Origin of the sequence: Bartonella sp. B1099, assembly GCF_944801835.1 — a bacterium.
Taxonomy (GTDB): domain Bacteria; phylum Pseudomonadota; class Alphaproteobacteria; order Rhizobiales; family Rhizobiaceae; genus Bartonella.
Window position 1 is genome coordinate 439,554 of sequence record NZ_CALYLN010000002.1, and the last position, 16,373, is coordinate 455,926.

The 16,373-nt window shown below is 40.5% G+C and carries 13 protein-coding genes, 1 tRNA gene and 3 pseudogenes; 3 read left to right on the forward strand and 14 right to left on the reverse strand.

Annotation, left to right across the window (positions count from 1 at the left end):
* Positions 1–72: 72 nt before the first annotated feature.
* The 7 genes from NNJ73_RS10145 to NNJ73_RS08350 all read right to left on the reverse strand — a co-directional run bounded on the left by NNJ73_RS10145 (position 73) and on the right by NNJ73_RS08350 (position 6,469).
* The gene (locus NNJ73_RS10145; RefSeq protein ID WP_371923265.1) at positions 73–1,440 is read right to left on the reverse strand and encodes a phage tail sheath subtilisin-like domain-containing protein; all 1,368 of its coding nucleotides are present in this window, start codon (positions 1,438–1,440) and stop codon (positions 73–75) included.
* Positions 1,441–2,151: 711 nt separating this feature from the next.
* Positions 2,152–4,149 (reverse strand): transposase domain-containing protein, encoded by a 1,998-nt coding sequence (locus NNJ73_RS08325; protein WP_254493050.1) that lies wholly within the window; start codon positions 4,147–4,149, stop codon positions 2,152–2,154.
* Entirely contained in the window at positions 4,133–4,609 is a 477-nt protein-coding gene (locus NNJ73_RS08330; RefSeq protein WP_254493642.1) for a hypothetical protein, read from the reverse strand. Before NNJ73_RS08330 ends, NNJ73_RS08325 begins: the two co-directional genes overlap by 17 nt.
* Positions 4,606–5,577 (reverse strand): ParB/RepB/Spo0J family partition protein, encoded by a 972-nt coding sequence (locus NNJ73_RS08335; RefSeq protein WP_254493643.1) that lies wholly within the window; start codon positions 5,575–5,577, stop codon positions 4,606–4,608. The genes NNJ73_RS08330 and NNJ73_RS08335 overlap by 4 nt, the downstream gene beginning before the upstream one ends.
* On the reverse strand, positions 5,577–5,975 hold the full coding sequence (locus tag NNJ73_RS08340; RefSeq protein WP_254493644.1) for a hypothetical protein: 399 nt from the start codon (positions 5,973–5,975) through the stop codon (positions 5,577–5,579). Before NNJ73_RS08340 ends, NNJ73_RS08335 begins: the two co-directional genes overlap by 1 nt.
* Positions 5,959–6,096: a hypothetical protein gene (locus NNJ73_RS08345; RefSeq protein WP_254493047.1), complete on the reverse strand. Its 138-nt coding sequence runs from the start codon at positions 6,094–6,096 to the stop codon at positions 5,959–5,961. Before NNJ73_RS08345 ends, NNJ73_RS08340 begins: the two co-directional genes overlap by 17 nt.
* Before the next feature lie 67 nt (positions 6,097–6,163).
* Entirely contained in the window at positions 6,164–6,469 is a 306-nt protein-coding gene (locus NNJ73_RS08350) for a helix-turn-helix transcriptional regulator (RefSeq protein WP_254493645.1), read from the reverse strand.
* Positions 6,470–6,615: 146 nt separating this feature from the next.
* Here NNJ73_RS08350 and NNJ73_RS08355 point away from each other — a divergent pair, with 146 nt between their 5' ends.
* Positions 6,616–7,143, forward strand: coding sequence for a helix-turn-helix domain-containing protein (locus NNJ73_RS08355; RefSeq protein ID WP_254493646.1), 528 nt, complete (start codon positions 6,616–6,618; stop codon positions 7,141–7,143).
* Between the two features lie 1,797 nt (positions 7,144–8,940).
* On the opposite strand, the gene NNJ73_RS08360 is transcribed toward NNJ73_RS08355, so the two are convergent.
* The 3 genes from NNJ73_RS08360 to ilvA all read right to left on the reverse strand — a co-directional run bounded on the left by NNJ73_RS08360 (position 8,941) and on the right by ilvA (position 12,454).
* The gene (locus tag NNJ73_RS08360; protein ID WP_254493647.1) at positions 8,941–10,323 is read right to left on the reverse strand and encodes a DEAD/DEAH box helicase; all 1,383 of its coding nucleotides are present in this window, start codon (positions 10,321–10,323) and stop codon (positions 8,941–8,943) included.
* Positions 10,324–10,610: 287 nt separating this feature from the next.
* On the reverse strand, positions 10,611–11,141 hold the full coding sequence (locus tag NNJ73_RS08365; RefSeq protein WP_254493648.1) for a hypothetical protein: 531 nt from the start codon (positions 11,139–11,141) through the stop codon (positions 10,611–10,613).
* Positions 11,142–11,176: 35 nt separating this feature from the next.
* Positions 11,177–12,454, reverse strand: coding sequence for a threonine ammonia-lyase IlvA (gene ilvA, locus NNJ73_RS08370; protein ID WP_254493649.1), 1,278 nt, complete (start codon positions 12,452–12,454; stop codon positions 11,177–11,179).
* 149 nt (positions 12,455–12,603) lie between these two features.
* On the opposite strand from ilvA, the gene NNJ73_RS08375 reads away from it, so the two are divergent.
* Positions 12,604–12,689 (forward strand) — tRNA-Leu (locus tag NNJ73_RS08375).
* Between the two features lie 200 nt (positions 12,690–12,889).
* On the opposite strand, the pseudogene NNJ73_RS08380 reads toward NNJ73_RS08375, so the two are convergent.
* From NNJ73_RS08380 to NNJ73_RS10150, 4 genes and pseudogenes are all read right to left on the reverse strand, one after another.
* Positions 12,890–13,403, reverse strand: a pseudogene (locus NNJ73_RS08380) (antA/AntB antirepressor family protein).
* A gap of 486 nt (positions 13,404–13,889) precedes the next feature.
* Positions 13,890–15,047: pseudogene (locus tag NNJ73_RS08385) on the reverse strand (tyrosine-type recombinase/integrase).
* Positions 15,048–15,226: 179 nt separating this feature from the next.
* A complete protein-coding gene (locus NNJ73_RS08390) occupies positions 15,227–15,589 on the reverse strand; it encodes an XRE family transcriptional regulator (RefSeq protein WP_254493650.1) in 363 nt (120 codons plus the stop codon).
* Between the two features lie 64 nt (positions 15,590–15,653).
* Positions 15,654–15,808 (reverse strand): annotated as a pseudogene (locus tag NNJ73_RS10150) (DNA adenine methylase); the annotation flags it as partial.
* A 127-nt stretch (positions 15,809–15,935) separates the two neighbouring features.
* On the opposite strand from NNJ73_RS10150, the gene NNJ73_RS08395 reads away from it, so the two are divergent.
* Positions 15,936–16,085 carry a hypothetical protein gene (locus NNJ73_RS08395; RefSeq protein WP_254493651.1) on the forward strand — a complete coding sequence of 50 codons (150 nt, stop codon included), beginning with the start codon at positions 15,936–15,938 and terminating at the stop codon, positions 16,083–16,085.
* Positions 16,086–16,373: the final 288 nt, after the last annotated feature.

Consider the following 16,373-nt stretch of genomic DNA (forward strand, 5'->3'; position numbering starts at 1 on the left):
TCGCATCGGACGGGGTTGTCGCAAAACTATCTCCCGTTGGCTGGGTGACCAGCCCAGCCTCTATTTTTGTTCCTATCCTTGATTTAGCGCTTCTAGGGTAATTTCTGTGATGTATCCGCTTTGCTTTTCATAGCGATGGGTCACGGTTGCAGCATGCCATGGGCCATTGATTTCGTCTCGAAACCCTTGAAGCAAAAGCGGTTGACCCGCCATGATTTCAGGGCGCCCCTCGAGGCTTAAAGAACCACTGCCCATGGCTCGACAAAGCCTATCCGACTCGGAAGCAGCCGCTGCTAAAGCTTGCTGCTTACAAGGGTAACACATCCGCAGACGGCGAATGGGCCCCGTATACCCTGTGCGATGCGTAACAACGTGTTGTTGCCCTTTTGTGCGATCAAAATACCGTGCTTCTATCATGCCATATTGGGTGCGCGGCTCGAGACTAAATTCCCAATGGGAACACTCCTGTTGATGGATGGTCTGAAGCGGGAGATTGTCCCCGCTTAAAAATAAAAACTTATTGTCTTTGATCAAAAAACGCGCCTGCATCCGATCAGCAAGCCGGGTTAAAAAATCAATCGCCGATTGATCGGTGCGTACCACATTGACAAAACGCCAGAGTGGATCACTCGAGGTGGTGTGATTGCCCCATAAAATGCGTCCATTGGCAGCCAATTGACCTTGGGCATTTTGGCTAAGGCGGGCGGGAATAAAGGTGGCAATATCAGCTTGATTGAGACGATTAGCCTCATGATCAATTTCCCCATCAAAATAGCTAATGGGGCGTGCTGTGCCTAAAATACCTTTAACATCTTGATTGGAGGGAGACCAAAAAACACCTCCCTTTTGTTTGTCCCGTTTGATAAACATGGCTGCCACAAAGGGGCTTGCCGGTTTGATACTAAAGCCCCCCTCACTATTTGCTACCCGCACAAAGGGATCAATCAGATAACAAAAACGTGAGGAGAAATCTGCCCGAAAGGCAAGGCTTTCTTCCGTATTTTTGCCCCCCGTATCAAACACCGCAATGGCTTGTAGCTTTTCGGCAACCTGTTCTAGAGCATCTGCTAGCGGGTTTTTAGCATTATCAAGGCGCCCTGCACTATAAGCTGGTGCTAAGAGAATTCCAGGTTCCACACCCAAATGCCCTCTAGCATGCGCTAGGGCATGAACACCGGTTAAAGAAACACTTGACCCCACCATTTCGGTTTGTGTCTCAGCCATAGTGGATTTTTCCTCCACCCGCACGAAGATCACTTGTGCCTCAATCCCTTGCGCGCGAACGGCGTTGATAACATCAAGGGCAGTGCCTTTTTTCCCAAGCTTTTGGATTTTCTCTGTCTCATGGGTAAAGACCAACACGGGTTCGTTAAGGGGATAGGTCTGTGCATCCGCATCAGGGGCTGTAACAACCGCCCCAATGGCGGTTTGGCTAAACATTTCTAAAGGGCGAGAAGCTTGACCATCCTCAATGAGGCGAATACCATGAACACTGCGTGTATGCGAACTTGCTGTGACCAGATAAACATGCGGACGGGTCGAGCGGTAATAGCGGCAAGTTTCCGTTTTGCCACTGCCCGCATCAAGGGTAATCATCACCATATCCCCCGTACTTTGTGCCAGTGTTAGCGTGTCAATGATTTCACTCGCTATACGGTTCTTTTGAAACGCTGGCTTTTCAGGAATCATCTCCAAAAGCCCTGCCGTTTCTTTTAATGTTTCAACCCATTGTTGAACTTTCGCATTTTGCTTGCCTAATTGCCCCGCATAACTACCCGCATACCACTGCGAAAAGGTGCCATCCGGCATGCCAATACGCCGCGCTACTTCTGCTTTAGTCCAGTCATTCGTCCGTCCTAGAGCGCGCACTGAATCCACAAGCGTATCCCATAAAGCAATATCATCACTATTGCGGTTTTGTGCTGTCCCATCGGGCTGTTTTTTTGGTCGCTCCCAAGGATTTTTATCAACGGTTGCATTTATCGCGTACTTCATATATATTCCCCTTTCGTATTGATTTAGACTATTGGTAAGGGGAAGGGCTTAAACCTTGCCCCTTATCTTTTGTCTCTCAATAAACTCTCCAAGCCGTACGCGATACAAAACCAGCCCCCCTTGTAGGCACTCTTGTAAGTCCCCCCCCTTCCTTTCCTATCTTCTAGGAAACTTGATCACTTCACGCCCCTCACTTGAAGCGCTAAGGCGTCTTAAAGCTTGGTGCAAATGTTGACTAAACTCTCGGGAATCTAAAGCCTCATCATCCCCTAAAACCGCATCAGGGGCTTTTAAAGCAAGATTCCCCGCATTCTTTGGCATCAAGCGGCTTACCTTTGGGGAAACAGAACGCTTGGATTTTGCATCATCATCCCTCCGTGCAACTTTTGCATAAACATCCGCCAATTGATCCGGCGCAAGTTTTGCCGCCAACTGCTTTTCTGCTTTAACTGCCTTCACATATTCTTTACGCAAACGCCCATTCAAACGCGCTGCCTGCTGGTCATAAAAACCCACATCCGCAAGGCAAGGCGCTAAACAAAGCAACTGATTATTCAAATCATAAACCCGCAAATCTTGGTGCAAATTATCTGGGTCAAAGCGCACAATCACCTTTTCTCCCGCATAGCTATTCAACGCCCGCGCCCAATAGCGATTGCCATAAAAATGAATCTCACCCGTCCCCTTTTGCGTACGCAATGCTTCTGAGGTCAAAAGCCATAAAGCCCTCTGTGCCGCTGTTGCTTGCCGAACAATCGTCCCTTCTGCCTTTAAACTTTCTGCAAAAATCTCATCAAAACTGCGCCCCGCACATGTCAGCGCCTTACGTCCTGCTTGCGCATTATGCGCCACAATCTGCGCCCCAACATGGGCTTTGAATTCTTCCAATTCCATCGCCCGCTTACCATAATCTTCCGGTTTCGCATCGGGCTTATTACCCGTATAAGCTCCAGCACATAACGGATGTTTAGAAATCGCTTCTGCCAAATCACGCCATGCCCGCTCAATCGGTTTTGACTGTCCGCTATAAGGTGTGGTCCATTGTAATTGAATACCCAAACTGGTCAAAAGACCCTGCGGTTCATCCGCCTTAATCTTAAAACGAAAGCGGTTTTGCACACCCCCAGAAATCCATTTGCTGGTAAAAGCACGCCCATTATCCAAAGTCATACGCTCCGGTATCCCATAAGTCTCCACCATATCCCCAATCACCAAGCGTACGATTTCCCAAGTCTCAGCATCTGATAAGCGCCACGATAAAATCTTGCCTGAATAAAGATCTTGAATGGCAATCAAATAAAGCCGTACAGGCTTCGAGCCCCAAGGAACATTCACAAAAACATCCAACTTATGCCCGTCCATATTCACCGCTTCCATTGCATGCAGTGCACGCCGATCACGCCGTTGGGCGGGATAAAGCTTTTTTACCATCTCCTCGCCCTCACGCGCTAATGCTACAACCGCCTTGGAAACTTGCGCCTTAAAACGACGGCGTAACGCCCGCTCTGAAGGGATCGGCGCCCAACCTTTCTCACGCGCAACCCCAACCATCCGCCGATAACATGCCGAAAATGCAGGGCGAGAAGGGCGTAAATAATCCGAACATAAAACCTCAAAAGCCTCTTCATGACAGGGCGCAAACGGCGAAACAGTCTCCTCGCCATAACAAGGCGCCAGCGCTGCTAACCAATCACACCGCGCGACCCCTTCAACCATCTGCCGCCAATTAAAAAGCGACATCCGGCTAACCCCAAACTGAACCGCACACAAACTTGCCGCATCATGCACCCCCATACCGGCATGGAGTAAATCTTCCCAAAAACAAAGCGCCTTCAAACGCTGTTCACAACGGCTTTTATGCGCCTTTGAAAGCCCTTCATAACGCGCCCAAAGCGCTTCTTTTTGTCTCTTTTCCTCCACCCTTTGCAAAACATCAACACTCCCCTCCCGCAACAACAATGCCATCCGCGCCCCTTCGGGTAATAAAGAAACATGGTACTCCCATACCGGCTTGGTCTTACTTTCCACCTTCCGTGAGAGTTCAGAATTTTTTCTCCAATATGCCCGTCCATGGTTTTCAAGACTTTTATAGGTAGATGGCAACCCCGGCAAAGCCGCCTTAGCCAATTCAGCAATACTAAACCACTCTTTCATGGCTGCCCCGTCTAATACGCACCGGAACCGCACGCATCGCTTTTAATTGTGCGGCAATCTCACGCTGTTCCTGCTGCAATCTTGCAATTTCTGCCAATCGCGCTTCATCCCCTTGCAACAACAGCAAACCATCCTCACTCACCACCTCATCCCAAAGCCAAAAGGCGCCCGTCGCCCGTACAAAAGCTTTAAATCGCGGCAAAGAAATATCCATATCCACCTGCTTACTTTCAGCAACATAAGCATCCAAACTCGCCTTACTCAAACAACCAATACCTAAATAATGCGCCATACGCTCTGCAATCTCACTGCGCTCATAGCGACATTCTCGCAAAGCCCGCGCCATAGCCCGCTTAATGCGAGAGCGAAACCGCTCTAAATCAATCTGCGCAACGGGTTCACGACAGGGGAAAACCGGACGTTGAAAAAAATCAAGTTGATGGGAACCACGCGTCTTCATGCCTGCTCCTCCCCCGATTGCTTATTCAAATAATCATAAAACCGCGCCCGTGTCTGTGCATCCGCTCTCTGCCATACCCCCAACAATTGAGCAAAAATCCGTTCCTGTTCATTAACTTTCGGGGGTATATTAATCCCATTGACCAAATCAACAGCCCGCCGTAAATCCCCCTCAACCTGTTGCAAAGCAATCGCCACCCGCCGCTGCGCAACCGGCTCCATCTTCGCCAACTTCAACAACTGCGCTTGATTATCCGCAAAAGCAGTCCCCCGCAAAACAGACCGCAACTCCGGCTGTAAATGTTGGGCAATGCGGTTGAGGAGTTTCACCGACTCCTTCGATAAACCAATCCTATCGGCAACATGTGTGGCAAAGTGCAGACTTTGCATTTTGCCATTTAAATCACCATCATTTGGCAAAGGGTAAAGTTTACCCTTTGCCACTTTCTCTCCTTCACACCCAGTTTCATGGTGCTCTGTAGAACCATCTTTTGGCAAAGATGCAACTTGCACCTTTGCCACTTTGTCCTTTGTATATTGCTCACCACCGATCAAAGGGTAATGTTTACCCTTTGATTTTCTGTCCCCACCAACCTTAATTTCCCCATACTTCTTTTCCCACAATTCGCGGTACGTCTGCACAAACAAAGCGCGGTCAATCACTGACAATTCATTGCGAAACAAATTCTCTGCCACTTCTAAAAGCGCAGCATTTTCTTTATCCGCTTGCACCACAACAGCATCAATGGCGCCATACCCCAAAAGCTCCGCCGCCCGTAACCGATGCGCACCCGCAATCAACGTATAATGCCCCTCTTTCGCATTGGGCGTATGGCGCACGGTAATCGGATTCATCAACCCTTCTCGTGCCATCGATTGGGCAAGCGCCTTGGCATGCTCATCATCAACAGGGCGTATACGCTCCGGTACAACAATCAAATCTAAAGCAATCTCTTGAAACCGTGCCATTATCCAACCGCCTTGTCCATTTCTCGTAAAAACAAATCCATTGCACGCCCCGCCCATCTTCGATAGGCTCTAGCAAACACAGGCTCTTCCAAACGCCGATTAATTGTACGCAAAGAGCGAGCAACAGCAGTGCGTTCACGCTCTTGTATAGCAACAATACGCCGCCGCGGAACCTCAAACTGATAATGCAAAATATGAATAGCAATCTGTCGTGCTAATGCCGCATCAAATAAGCCATGCGGAGGGTCAATAATATACCGGATTGGTACATGCCGAAATCCACCACTCACTGCCTTAAAAGAACAAGTCACCATAATGTGCAACCGTTCAGCTTCCGAATACGGATTAAAAATTTCTCTTTTAGCCTTTGGGGTCCATAAATTATAAGCCGCAACCATAACCACCCCCGATAAAGAAAACTTGACCACCTAACCTTAAAAAACAACCCATCCAATCGGCTGCTTGATGCGGCAACAGTGTGCAATCTTTCTTGTCTATTTTGTATTGATCTTTAGACATTGATAAACCTTTTTATCTTATGGTATCTAAATACATGGCAAATGCGCTAACACGCAGAGCCTAAAGCTCAAGCAGCATTACCACGTGATAGGGTAGAAACAACACAATCCGTATTGGCGTGTTTTGCTGCTTTAAAAATGCGACGGCGACTTTTAGGGTAGCGGTCGCTAAAAACCTGCTCGACGGGCAAACCGATAAAATCGGCAATAGCACGTTCGGCTTTCTCGTTAGACCGTGTCCAAATGTGTTGAACACTGGATGACGATAGTTGATAAGCTTTCGCGAGCTCCGCCAAAGTCATATTACGGCGGCGTAGCTCAGCTAAAATACTATGGCGATCCCATACTTGAATGCATGTTTGTGTGGTTGTCATAACTTTCGCTCCTGCTTCAAACGGATGCTGCAACATCCGTTTTTTGTGGGGTTAAATGTATAATAAACGCCCTCTATATCGGGCGGTAATTAAAGGTATATCTACAAATGGGATATTAGTCAACCCCGTTTGTAAACATTTGTGATATGAAACGACAAAAAAATGAGCCCAAAACTGCATTAGCAAAACGACTCACAGAAGTTAGAAAGCTTGTGGGCTTATCTCGTGATATATTTTCTCTTAAAATTGGTATCAGTATTCAAGGGCTTGGAAATTACGAACGCGGTGATAGAACTCCAGATGCAACGGTTTTATCAGCATATAAAGAAAAATTTGGAGTGAACCTGAATTGGCTTTTGACCGGTGAAGATGCAATGTTTATAGACATGATGATGGCTCGGTCTTTCAATATCTCTCCGCCTACCATTCCTGCTGGTCTCATGAAAAAACTTGGTCGCATAGCTTATACAACCTATCGCGATGCAAAAATTAAACTCCCCCCCGAAGATATAGCGGAACTCGCGGCGGAACTTTATAAAAAACTGCAAGAGCTTGTTCAAGACATCAACGACAAGGAAGAAATAGAGCTTACTTTGCCTCTTCTAAAATTGCATTTAAAGCGTCAAATAGAAGCTGAAAAAGAACATTCCAAAACTACACAAGATACGGCTTAATGCTCCTCTAAAATAAAAAATCGATATGAAAATCTTTTTACATTAGAAAATGTTATGTAACAATTTGATTTATAAATATAAATTACCTCTAAAAATAGATAATCACCTATAGGTGAAAATCTTTTTTGCTTTTTTGGTTATTTTTGGCTGATTTTGCAATGCGCTTCACATTTTATCGGATTTTTTTCAAAGGGTCTTCAAAGGCGGTTTTCTGGGCTTTCACAGACTTTTTAAAAATCTTCAAAGCATTTTCAAAGACCTTTCAAAGCCTTTTCTCATTTTTACGCTCAAATTTCGATTTTCACTCTTTTTGTCACTTTTTTGCAATTTTAGGTGTCAAAATCTATTTTGACAAAACACGCATTTAATGCTAAATTTTATACATAAAAACAATAAATTATCACGTATTCCTATCTAATCCCACTTAGTACAAAACCTAGTGTCAAACTACAATGATAAAAATGAGGAAAGAGGATTTTTGCAATAAAGTAAAAACGCAATATCCTATACGGGATTTGTTTTTTTGCAATGAACGCAAAAATGATTGATTCATTTTAAAGGGAAAACGATTGTACAAGTTTTTTCTTATTGATAAATTTTAAATAATTACTTCTTTCAGTCTGCCAAGCCTCTATCAGAAAGTGCCATAATTATTTGCACAGTATAAATGATATTTTCTTTCATGAAAGAGAATGATTAAACGCTATCAGTAATAAAAAAGCTTTCGTATAAGTTTTGTTTCCCAACCCAAAAATGATTTTTACTCAATAAAGCTCAAAAAACTGTTCTTGAAGCAATCATTTTAAAAAGCGGAAAAATAACAATCAAAATCATCTATATTATTGCCATACACCCCATCCGCCCTCCCCACCCTGAAAGCAAAAACTCCCAACCGAAAAGTCTGTAAAAAATCCAGCTTCTTATTCTCACGGTTTTTTCTTACTCATCACGTCATAAACTCTAGAAACAGCCTTGCCGTGAATATTCATCACACAGTCATAAAAACACTAAGTGCATAAAGTTTATAGGCTTTATATCACGATCCTAAACGAGAGTGTTTTTACAGCATAAACAGAGATTATAATCTAAGTTGTTGAGAATTCTGTGAAAGCCTTCAACAAATCATGAGTGTTTTCTCCATTGTATCGTGCATCTACACATATCTTTAAAAGACATCTCTTAAATCCCCCAAGCCCTTTTACAATGGCTTCCGTAAATGGTTAAAATAAAATCCATTGATAAGCATCATCTTTACTGAGAATAAAAGCCATACATCATACTATTTTCTAATTCTTAATGTTAGCTAATATCCCTTGCCTTTATAAAAGGTTACAAGAAGAATTTTATTGATTTCTTCAATGTTTATCCACACAACAATCTCATTTGCAATATGCAAATGAATATAGTTTTAATGACTGAATATAAATAGATTCGAAATGCGAAAATTTTACGATAGAGGAGGATTATTTAATATATAAAACAATCAGTTATCATTATATAATCAAATTTTTAATTTAAAAGTTATCATGAAAGATAAGACACATCTTTTATCCCTATTTTTAAAAATGGGAATAAAGCAAATAAATAATCGCCTCTATAATGAGACTTTTCTTTCAAAAGATTTTTACATCAATCCAAACATTCAAAGGTTTTCATTTCTAAAGTTCATTTCTAAAAAATGACAACCTTTGAAGCTTTCTCTTGTTCTGGCAAGGGTATTATATACCTTTTTTAAATTGTGAAGGAATAGATAACGGTAAAAAACGCCCAAAGCATGATTTCTTTTCAGGATTTTATTTAAGCTGCCTTCTTAGCTGACTTGCGAAAACGAAAAGACTTTGCACGCTTTGCCGCTGCTTTTGCTTTTTTATGCCTCTCATTTGAAGAGGAAGAATTCTTCTGCTGTAACTGTGCAGCATCATCTTTTCGACCTAAAAACCGTTTCTGACGTTTAGATTTTTTTGAACGGCGTTCTTTATTGTTTTCTCTTTCTTCACTTTTTGGCACAATCAGCTTTTCTGGAAATGCTGCAAATTGTTCTGGAACAGATTCAGGCACCAATTTCATACGAATCAAGCGCTCTATGGCACGCAACCGAACCCTTTCTATTTTTTCATCAAAAAGCGTAAGTGCTTCACCCGATGCACCATTGCGTCCTGTACGACCAATCCGATGCACATAACTTTCAGCTTCATCTGGTAAGTCGTAATTAATAACGTGGCTTATTCCTGGTATATCAATACCGCGTGCAGCAATATCTGTTGCAACAAGGATCTGGACCGATTTTTCACGAAAAGCTTTTAAAGCAGATTGGCGAGCACCTTGTGATTTATTCCCATGAATTGTTGCAACTAAATAGCCTATCTTTGCTAAATGACGTGTGACAGCATCAGCCCCATGTTTCGTTCGAGTAAAAACAATAACCGAATTAAAAGCTGGATTTGCCAAAATTTTACTTAAAACATTCTTTTTTTCACGCGTAGGAACACAATATAATTTCTGTGTAATCTCTACAGCCGTAGTGCCTTGAGGAACAACTTCAATCTTCACCGGATCATTGAGTAAACACTGTGCGAGCGCAGCAATTTCTTTCGGCATTGTTGCAGAAAAAAGTGCTGTCTGACGCTCTTGATGCAAAAGCTTCGCAATTTGCTTAATATCATGAATAAATCCCATATCCAACATACGATCTGCTTCATCCAAAATCAAAAAACGAGAGTGAGAAAGATCAACACATTTTTCACGAACAAGATCTCTCAAACGCCCTGGAGTAGCTATTAAAACATCCACACCTGCTTCCATACGTTTAATTTGTTTAAAACGTGATACTCCTCCAAAAATAAGACACGTCGAAAGATGCGCTCCTTTCGCCACAGTGCGAATTGCTTCATCAATCTGAACAGCAAGTTCACGCGTTGGTGCTAAAATCAAAGCACGTGCAGTTTTAGGACAGCGTTTGTCACCCAAAGTTAAAATTTGACTTAAAATAGGCAAGCCAAATGCCAAAGTTTTTCCAGAACCTGTCTGTGCAATCCCTAAAATATCGTATCCTTTCAACATTATTGGGATAGCTTGTTCTTGTATAGGCTTAGGTTTACTCATCCCAGAAATACGTAAATTCTTAATCAAAAGATTAGGCAAACCTAACTTTTTAAAAACATCTTCTTTTTTTATAGGCAAAATGAAATCTTCCCTCAGCTGAACAACTTTTACGAAGTCATCAGCTGAACTCTCCACTCAAGAATCCGCGCAAGAGAAATCCTTGACATTTTAAACAAAGCAACGCTTGAAAAGCGACCTGCGCAACTCATGAGTACCTTGAAATCAAGGTAAAGGCATATAACTTCACTTTACAAAAAGCTAACAAACCAGCTTAAATACCTTTACCCTTATTATCATTGGATTATGCTAAAAAAGCAAGGACTTTACGAAATACATTTATCGCGACCCCCAAATATTGAAATCGTTTATTTCTTAATGATTGTCTCTATCGGCAAATGTACCTTGATAAAATCAGGATAAATCTCGAGAAAAACTGGATTTTGTAAAGTTTTTTGGCCGCCATAAATTAAATACCATTGGGTTTTATCAAAAATCGCCAAAGTTTTATATTGAATAATGCGATCCTTCATCTCAAGGACTGTTGGAATTAAAGCATATAAAGTACCGTTATCTGTTTGAAGATACTCAATATTTCCTTTGTCTAAACAATAAGCACCAAAAGGCAAATTCTCAAATTGCCTATGCAACTGTTGAAGAAAATTATCACGTAAAGCATCCTCTGTTGTATTCAACCGACGTGCCATCTCTTTATAAAGCCGCTCAGGCATATAATGAGATATAAGCGAAAAATCCTCACTTTTTATAGCATTATTGACATCAACAACTATTTTGGACAATTCAGTTTTTTGTAGTGCTGTTGGCTGAGATGCTAAACTCTGTTGATGAACAATCGAAAAGAAAAATAGACTCAGCACAAAATAAAAAATAGATTTCATTTTTACACTTCTCGTTTTAGTAAAATTTCAATTTTTCAAATAACAAAATCAAATAATGTTTGATCATCTGTAATATCACGATAGCGCCAACCTAACGCTTGAAATTTTTCTTCTAAGAGACGAAAATTGTCATATTTTTTTGTTTCAATCGCAACCAATACAGAACCAAAATTTCTCGCTGATTTTTTTAAATATTCAAAGCGTACAATATCATCATCCGGTGATAATGTAGACAGAAAATGACGCAATGCACCAGGATGTTGCGGAAAACTAAAAATAAAATATTTTCTCAAGCCTTGGAAACGTAAAGAACGCTCTTTAATCTCTGGCAAACGCTCAAAATCAAAATTACCTCCTGAAATAACGAGAATAATTTTTTTACCCTTTAACTCTTGAGATGGAATACTGTTAAGTGCATCAATCGATAAAGCACCAGCTGGTTCAAGAACCACACCTTCTACATTAAGCATTTCAACCATCGTAGAACAAACGCGATTTTCAGGAACCGTAATGACAGAATCAGGAGAAAAATGCTTTAAAATTGTATAGTTTAGTGCACCAATTTCAGCCACCGCAGCCCCATCTACAAAAGTATCAATATTTTCCAGTTTGATCCTTTTTCCACTCTCCAAACAAGCAAGCAAGCTTGCAGCTCTTTGGGGCTCAACAAAACGAAGCTTTGTATTCCAACCATATTCGCGTAAGAACTTGCTTATCCCACTTGCCAAACCACCTCCCCCTACCGGCACAATCATTAAATCTGGCTCACTTTCTCCATTGAGTTTTTTCCATTGCAAAGCAGCTTCACAGAGCACTGTTGCTTGCCCCGTAATAATGCGAATATCATCAAACGGAGGAGCCATCACACCACCGTTCTCCACGACAAAAGATTGCGCAGCTTCATAACATTGATCAAATGTTTCACCAACCAAACGGATATCAATAAACTCTTCACCAAAAATACGTGTCTTCTCAATTTTCTGTTGTGGCGTTGTCATAGGCATAAAAATCACGCCTTTACGTTTAAAATAACGACAAACAAAAGAAACCCCTTGTGCGTGATTCCCTGCTGAAGCACACACAAATGCAGAATCTGACGATATACTGCTCAGCATTTCTGAAACAAAATTGAAAGCACCACGAATCTTATAAGACCGCACCGGTGTTAAATCTTCACGCTTCAAATAAATTTCTGCATCATATTTTTGGCTTAGAAAATCATTCCTTTGAAGGGGAGTTTCAGCAAACACGTGATGCAATCCCACCATAGCTTTTGTGACGTCTTGAATAAATTTACTCATAACACGGATCATTTCATACTTTGTTTATATTATTAAAGGCTTCTTCTAGCGATAAAGAAAACCATTGTCAGTCAAAATTTCACGAAAAAAAATGAAAATTTTTTCTTTTGTCATTAATTCTTGATTCAATAAAAGATATAGCTTATGAGAGAACCCTCATCGCGGACGTGATGAAAACGGTAAACATAGCAGACTTAAAATCTGCCGGTCGAAGACCTTGCGGGTTCAAGTCCCGCCGTCCGCACCACAATATGTGAATTTTCTTTTATTTTTCAGTAACTTATTAGAAATCACGCTATCAGATGGTACTGAGATAGTACTAAAATGCGAATCATTGCTGCTTTTTTGAGGCATATTTTGGGACTAAATCACCATACCGTGTTTTGCTTCGACTCCCCAATTCCCCTCCCCGCTCTTTAAACGGGGAGATGAACCATACTTTTAAAATTAAGCCGCTTTAACAACAGATCTTGCTAAGACCTGTTTTGCTTCTTTAATTAATGCTTTATAATGTTCAAGTTCTTCTTCGAGTCCATTTGCATCTAACAAACTCCTCATCATCACTCCTAAGATTTCTCCAACGCCGGCAGGTGTTTTTAAATACTTATAAGAAAATGTTCCATAATCAACAGATTGGCTTTTTAACTGTTTCTCACATTCAATAAAGTAACGACGCGCCTGTCTACCTTTCTCATTGCATTCGATCATTGAGAGCTCTTTCGCCATATCTAAAGTAAGATGGTATTCTGTACTTGGACGACCACCTTTAAGTTTTACTCTTTTTTTGAGTAAAACTCACAAAGTCTTGATTTTCTTGAAAAGAATATTCTTCAATCCGTCGTGAAATCCAATCGTTAAAGCGTATATTAATGTCTAAAAACATATGTAATCCATGCGCGTTAACAGTTTGCACAGTTTCCTGATCAATAACTTTTTCTGATATTTTAATGAGAGTGTTCATCTTATTAGTCCTTTTGTTTTATAAATTTAAAGCATCCAGGGCTAAAACAACCGAACTAATACAGTCCTTCGTGTCTTTAGGTTACCCTTGGACATACACACGAAGACCCTGGATATAATTTCATGGTGGGCAACAGATCTTTCGGGATACCGCTGAACCGATTAGTTACGAGGTGTTTTAAGCCTCTTCGCTAAACTATAGCGGTTTACAAAAACTGTCAAATATTTTTTGAGAAATCCTAAAATGATAACATCTAAAAGGATGCCGGGTGCTGAAAAACACGGTCGATAGTCCGTCGTTACGCTTTTCCCAAAAGGGTATTGTATAGCGTAACCACATCCGACAAAGCCATTATACGCATCTAACATACAATGAGTCAAAGTCTATAATGTGTGGAGAAAAGATTGTTTCGGCAATCTATCCGCTATCGATTCAAGGTGTTCTTCAGGCACCTGATTCAACGATAGACACATTGTTATAAGTCTGTCAAGCCGCTCCTGTTATAAATGCAACCCACTGTTCCAAGAAAACATGGCGTTGTTCTAAAAAATCTGTCCGCATATAAGCTTTTGTCACCGAAATCCCAACTGAATGTGCAAGAACAGTTTCGGCAATCTCAAAAGGCGTTGACGTTGTCTCTGCTATCCAATCCCGTAAGCTTGAACGGAAACCATGGGGTCTATAATCAAAACCTTTGTTTTTCATGAATTTAGAAAGTGTTACATCAGAAATTGGCTTTCCGGCAAAACCAACAAATAAAAAACCATTTTTTTCAAAGAAGAGAGATTTTTCAATCACTTTCAAGGCTTCATCACTCAATAGCACACGAAAATCTGAAACTTTCCCTACAATACCTTTCATATTTTCTTTCGGTATTGTCCATATACCCTTATCTATTTGTTCAAGACGTAAATATCGCAATGGATATGACCGTACTCCAGTCAAAACAAGGAGCTTTAGTGCTAAATTAGAAAGGATCTTATCATCCAAGCTCTGATAAAAAGCTGGAACTTCTTGCCATGGCATAGCTGGAATATTTGTTGATGTAACACGAGTTTTTCCTAAAAGTGCGCGTGCTTTCATACAGGCTTGTAAATCAACATCCAAACCAAGAGCCGCAGCATATTTCAAGCAAATGTTAATACGATTAAGTGCTTTTCGCGCTGTATCTGCTTTTTCATGCCAAAGAGGTGAGAGAACATTGCGAATGATATTTGCTGTTAATTGTTCTATAGGCAAATTCCCTATGTGTGGGATAACATGTAACTCCAGCAGAGAAAACCAACGCCCACTTTTGCCTTCATTTTTTAACTCTGCTTTTTTACTTTCAAAAGCCGCCTGCGCAACTTCTTTAAAGCTATTGCTTTGCTGCTTTAAGACAGTTTGTTCTCGAAAGACAATAGGATCATTACCTTCTTTAAGAATATCGCTATAATATCTTGCAAGCTCTCATGCTTCTTTTAAAGAAAGTCTTGTGACAGGACCAAGCCCCATTTCACGGCGCTTATTGTGGTGTGTATAGCTAAAAAACCAAGAGCGTGTATTGTCTTTTCGAACATTCAACCATAGCCCCGCCCCATCACAATATTTGCCCTGAGGAGATGCCTTTACGAATGCCGCTGATAATCTATGAATCGCCCTCACTTAATTTACCTTCTCGTCCACCTTTTTTGGTCCACCTTTTAGACCACCTTAAATTTTTGATTTGAGATTTTTTCTTTAATCCTTAATTTTTTTATTGGAACATAAAAAACTATACATATCAATACGCTCTTACACATATTTATATACTTTGAATCTTGTTGATAAAGCCTAGATAGCCTCTATAGGGCGCCTCTTTTTTTATCGAATTTCTCTAACAATTTTTTAAATTTTGTTAAGTCTTGTTGTGAAAAATTCTCTAAGTTTCTAACAAACATACCAACAATTTCACATCTGCATGTATCAGAAGGTTTTATTGTAAAACTCCTTCGACATGCATAGGCTTCTTTTCTTAAAAGTAATGCTTCCTTTTGATCTAAATCATATAATTCTATGATTTTGACTTCCATGCCAACCGGTACAGATTTCTTGCCAATCTCGACTGAAGATAATACAGATACGTCTAATTTCTTAGCCATATCTAAGAGACGTTCGGAGTGATCAACGCGAAGTTTACGTAAAATTTTACCAAAAGATGTAACCATATAAAAAGTCCTGTTAGAGGAGAAATATTACTTCTGATTCTAACAAATCTTTTTCAAACTTTCCTCAATTATTACGAATCAGAACTTCTTTTCGAGGTGTTTTTTTGCCGTACCTGCTGTCCAAAGGGCCTCTAATTCTAAAAAGTCAAAATCTTTAAAGATATCTCGAACCTTATCACAATCATTCAGACTGAAAACAAATTTACCTTGAATCCCTTTGCTGAAAATAAGCAAAAATATCGTCTAATGTCTCTATACAAAAGCAATCATCAAGCATATAAATATTTAGGATTTTTTTACCTCCTTCAATAAAAATAAATAGAATAAAAAGCTTATTGGTGTACTCATGCTTGTTAATCTTAAGGCTATAATCCACGATCTTTCTCAAGAAACAAATATAGTTACAGTTCTTAAGGAAGCTATCGTTAACTCTATACAAGCGCATGCAACACAAATTGATATTTTATTCCAACTTTATGGTGATAAAGATTTATGACAAAACCAACCAGTTTTTTCTATCTGCGTTTTTGATAATGGAGATGGTTTCACAAAAGAGAATATTACCTCTTTTTCCACCTATAAAAGTGATTATAAAATTAAGGAAGGTTGTAAAGGTGTTGGACGTATTACTTACTTAAAAGTATTTAAAAAAGTTGAGATTACTAGTTTTAATGAATGTGAAGATAATGTCCAAGTTTCATTAAATTTCACTCCAGATTTTACACAAGATTCTTTTAAAAAAGAAAATGGTAAACGAGATAAATGGTGGACTACAAAATTATTT